The 546-nt window shown below is 47.3% G+C and carries 1 pseudogene; it reads right to left on the bottom strand.

The annotated features are described in order from the left end of the window. Positions 1–546 (bottom strand): annotated as a pseudogene (gene murJ, locus ACWHAR_RS31050) (lipid II flippase MurJ); the annotation flags it as partial.

Genomic DNA, 546 nt, shown 5'->3' with positions numbered 1-546 from the left:
GGTAGCCGCAATACAGGTAGACAGCTCCGCCAACAGCGGCCGCGATCACCACAACAATCGCAGCTTGCAGCTGGCCATCCTGATAGGAAATAAAGAAGCCTAATACCCACTGCACGATTTTCACGGCAATACCCATAATGGCTGATAAGACAAGCATCAAAACAGTTCGTTTAACTAGTATCTTATACGAATAGCCTGCATGGCGCTTAATCATGATAAACCCATATAAAAGGGAAGCGATATATCCAAGCGCCGTCGCTAAAATCGCTCCGTCAGCCTGCATCAGCTTGATCAGCGGAACATTCAGCACAAGCTTGATCACGACGCCGATCACAAGGCTGACAACCGCAAATTTTTGCTTATTGATGCCCTGCAGAATGGCTGCGTTGACTGTAAACAAAGAGAACAGAATTGCGACTGGCGAATACCATAGCAAAATGTTTGCCCCCAGTTCAGGGTGAAGGCTCTCTGACCCGTAAAAGAACGTATACGTCGGTCCTGACAATAGAGAGATCCCGACAACAGCCGGAATAATTAAAAACAGGA

This window comes from Bacillus sp. LR--39, from assembly GCF_053613335.1.
The sequence above is the reverse complement of the archived record's forward strand: the minus strand, read 5'-3'. Positions and strand labels throughout refer to the sequence as shown.